This is a genomic window from Neolewinella litorea, assembly GCF_004803465.1.
In the GTDB taxonomy this organism is placed as follows: domain Bacteria; phylum Bacteroidota; class Bacteroidia; order Chitinophagales; family Saprospiraceae; genus Neolewinella; species Neolewinella litorea.
In genome coordinates this window covers 1-3614 of sequence record NZ_SRSF01000023.1, presented here as the reverse complement: position 1 = coordinate 3614, position 3614 = coordinate 1, and the positions used below count along the sequence as shown (strand labels likewise).

Here is a 3614-nt window from a genome sequence, read left to right as displayed (position 1 = left end):
TCCACTGGAGTTCGTCCAACACTGCGTCAAAGGTGCCGTCCTTGCTCCAGCGGCGAAACCGGTCATAAACGGTCTGCCATGAACCAAATCGGGCTGGAATGTCACGCCACGCCGCCCCACTGAAGAGTACCCAGAGGATACCATTCAGCATCGTGCGGTGATCGCGACTGGGTCGACCTCTAGCTCCAGCGGGGCGAACTGGAAAAAGGTGAGCGATAGCCGCCCATTGTTCATCCGTAATTTCGTACCTACGCATACCCCAAAAGTAGGCGCTAGACATTTTTCAGACACAGCCTAGGCTTGCAGTTGATCGTTGATTTCGTCCAGACTGTTCAACCAGAATTGGCGTTGGCATTCTAACCACAACGTAACCGTTCAATGAGCCCATTCTGACTCGGCTTGCCGGGCAGGATATGCAGGAGTTCTACATCATGGTTCTCGGCCCACGGCGTAATTAAGGGCTAATGATGTCTGGGTCATTATCGCAGCGGTTATATCCGGGACTACCCCGTACTTCTACTAGGTTATCGAGTACCTTAATCCACTTGCGCGCCGAGATACTACCATGAGTTACGGTCCATTGTCCCTTGCGAAAGCCTTCATCCTCTATACTGAGGATGCGTACGCTCTGAGGCTGTGGACATACTACCCATTCTTCAAAAATCCATCACCCACCCCTCGTTGCTGACGTCGGGTGGCAATTGTACCCGGTATTCTTGCTGGATGAGCGGTTGTCTTGGGTGAGCCGCAGGTGCAGTCCCGTTTCAATCCAAACGCGGTACACTCACTGGTGATTAATGGCATATCCTTGGTTACCCAGACAGTAAAAGATCAATCCAAAAGCGCTAATTCAGAAACCGACTGGCGATTCATTCCAGAAAATCCTGCAACTCCCATTCCCGCTCTTCGGATCGAAAATCTTGCCGGCGATGGGGTAAGTTTGGCGAATTAAGCCCCAGGCGCGACAATTACGGTATGGCGTACACTCTTCTGACGCAGCTGTGTAATCTTACCAATTATGAGCTGAGCCGTAGGAGCCCATTCTACCTAAGAGCATGTTTAAAATTATGATTTTACAGATATGATTTAGCAAAAGGCTGCCAGTTGTGTTTTGTAAGTCGCCAAACTATACGAAACATGACCCAGCAGTTCGCTCGGTTGACTAACAGCCAGTGGGACGAAGTTAAAGCATTGCTGCCCATTGGGCGCAGGCGCAAACACCATCTGCGTGATGTCTTCGACGCCATACTCTGGCTGACCCGCACGGGCTGCCAGTGGCGCAATCTAGACTCTCATTTTCCACTCTGGAAGATCGTCCATTACTACTTCAATAAATGGTCGCGGGATGGTAAGATCGAAACGATCAATGATGCACTCAATCGCTTAGAGCGGGTACTCGTTCACGCTCGTGAAGCTAGTCCCAGCTTATTACTGGTTGATGCTCAGAGTGTACGGTTGTCTCCGATGATCGGCCAAGATCGGGGAAAGGATAGTGGCAAATGGATCAACGGCCGAAAGCGTAGCATCCTGACAGACACCTTGGGTCGGATCCGGAGGGTCTAGGTGCATGCAGCTAACATCCACGATGGAATTGCAGGAATGGAACTGATCTATCCGAACTTCACCGACCAAATCCCACGCGCGAAGAAGCTTCTTGCGGATAGTGCTTACAGGGCCAGTTTGCTGTGTTGATGAGCCAGCTTGACCGAGTAGTATTTGAGTGCCCGAGCCGTCGGCCGGATCAGCGGGGTTTTGTCGTCGAAGCGAAGCGTTGGGTGGTTGAAAGAAGCTTTACCTGGATGAACTTCTTCTGTCGAATCATCAAGGATTACGAGCGAACGATAGAAAATTCTGTAGGCTTTATTCTTATGGCTAAGATTCAGATGGTTATATCGTCACTAGCCGCCGACGGCCCCTGAAATTTTTAGACATGCTCTAAGCCAACATGGCGTCTTGCCCCAATAGATATCGGGCCAATTTTTTAACATCCCATAGCCGTCGTAAACGATGTTATGGTTGATGCTCAACTCAGCATACATATCTTTATACGAAGCGTGGGGTATGGCCCTACAATGAAGGAACGGTTTCCTTCTCGAGCGCTTCATTTTACAAGTTAAGCTTTCAACGTAGCTCGTGGACCAATTCTGCCGAGGTATTATACTTCTTCGTACTTTACATTCGAAGACAAAATGATCAATTCGAGTTATGGCAGAAGTAAACTGTAGGGTATGAAATAATAATTCCATCCACTTATTTTGATTTTCAGTATATTACTGCGTAAATTACCCATGAGCTGGTCGGGTCTTATGCATGTTCACTAATTAATTATGATTTTAAATAAAAAAACAACTAATGAAAGACCTTTACATAGGATCGGATTCGGACTATTTACAAAAAACTAAGTCTTGGCACTCAGAAGATTCTCCTTGGAAGGCAAATCAGATCTTGCAAATGATTAAGAAGAACAACCTAAAACCTAGAACCATAGTAGAAGTCGGTTGTGGAGTTGGAGAAATTTTATATTCAATGAATGAGTTGTTTGAAGATGGGAATACCACTTTTGAAGGCTATGATATTGCAGAAGATGCAATAAATATAGCCCGCACCAAAAACAATTCAAATGTTAAGTTTTTCTGTAAAGATTTTGGGGGTGAAAATGCCAAAGCATTTGATTTATTATTAATGATCGATGTGTTTGAGCATGTTCCAGACTATATAGGTTTTATTGCAAATTGCAGTGAAAAAGCAACATATAAAATATTCCACATCCCACTGGATATCCATTTAAGTTCAATTTTAAGAGGTCGCTTAATAGCGGCAAGGAACAGTGTAGGCCATTTACATTACTTTACTAAAGAAACCGCTTTAGCTACGCTTGAAGATGCAGGATTGGAGATTTTAGATTATTTTTATACTGACGGTTCAACATTACCCAGAAAATTAAGAACAAAAATTGCTAATATTCCCCGAAATATGCTATTCCCGATATTTCCCGATTTAACTGTTAAATTGATAGGGGGGTACTCATTGTTAGTGCTTGCTAAATAGTCGTCCCTGAAAGACATACATTCCAACCTTTCTCACGACAGTATTGCATCAAGTGTATCAGGAGAAATTGTCTTAATGGGAATATTCTTTGTTCAAGCCCCGTATAAGATTAGAGGGATTGGATGAAGAATGCGGATTCTACCGCCCGGCTCACAGATCCAGGCGCAGTAGGTCATTGTAGAGGATGGAGCGCTGGGAGAGGAATAGGTTCAAGTGATCCATCCGCTTTTTACAATTGCTGGTGACACCGCACTGGAGGAGGGAAAGGGGAGTATTTCAGAAAGTGTGTCACCTGGTTTTTTTTGCAGTGGAAGTATTCTTTGGCCAAGCCCCGTATAAGTTAAGGGGGATTGGGCAAAGAATACGTGACTACCGCCCGGCTCACAGGTCCAGGCGTAATCGGTCATCGTAGAGGATGGCCAGCTGAGAGAGGATGCGGTTCCAGTTGTGCATGGGCTTTTTCCACTTGGCAGTGACGTCGCGCTGGACGAGGTACAGCAGCTTCATCAGCGCCGTGTCGGAAGTGAACGACCCCTTGGTCTTGGTGACCCGCCTGAGCTGTCGGT

3 protein-coding genes and 1 pseudogene are annotated in these 3614 nt (G+C 46.2%); 2 read left to right on the top strand and 2 right to left on the bottom strand.

From position 1 onward, the window contains the following. A partial coding sequence (locus tag E4021_RS17805) for a transposase (RefSeq protein WP_136460831.1) occupies window positions 1–256 on the bottom strand: 256 nt, incomplete at its 3' end. 881 nt (window positions 257–1137) lie between these two features. Here E4021_RS17805 and E4021_RS17800 point away from each other — a divergent pair. Together E4021_RS17800 and E4021_RS17790 are read left to right on the top strand one after the other, a co-directional pair. Further along, the gene (locus E4021_RS17800) at window positions 1138–1563 is read left to right on the top strand and encodes a transposase (protein WP_136460838.1); all 426 of its coding nucleotides are present in this window, start codon (window positions 1138–1140) and stop codon (window positions 1561–1563) included. 789 nt (window positions 1564–2352) lie between these two features. After that, window positions 2353–3048 (top strand): class I SAM-dependent methyltransferase, encoded by a 696-nt coding sequence (locus tag E4021_RS17790; protein WP_136460835.1) that lies wholly within the window; start codon window positions 2353–2355, stop codon window positions 3046–3048. Between the two features lie 381 nt (window positions 3049–3429). Here the strand turns inward: E4021_RS17790 and E4021_RS18235 are convergent. Then, window positions 3430–3614, bottom strand: a pseudogene (locus tag E4021_RS18235) (IS256 family transposase); the annotation flags it as partial.

Bases quoted from the DNA above. Each gene is read 5' to 3' on its own strand.
- E4021_RS17790 (WP_136460835.1), top strand. From the start codon at position 2,353: ATGAAAGACCTTTACATAGGATCGGATTCGGACTATTTACAAAAAACT.
- E4021_RS17800 (WP_136460838.1), top strand. From the start codon at position 1,138: ATGACCCAGCAGTTCGCTCGGTTGACTAACAGCCAGTGGGACGAAGTT.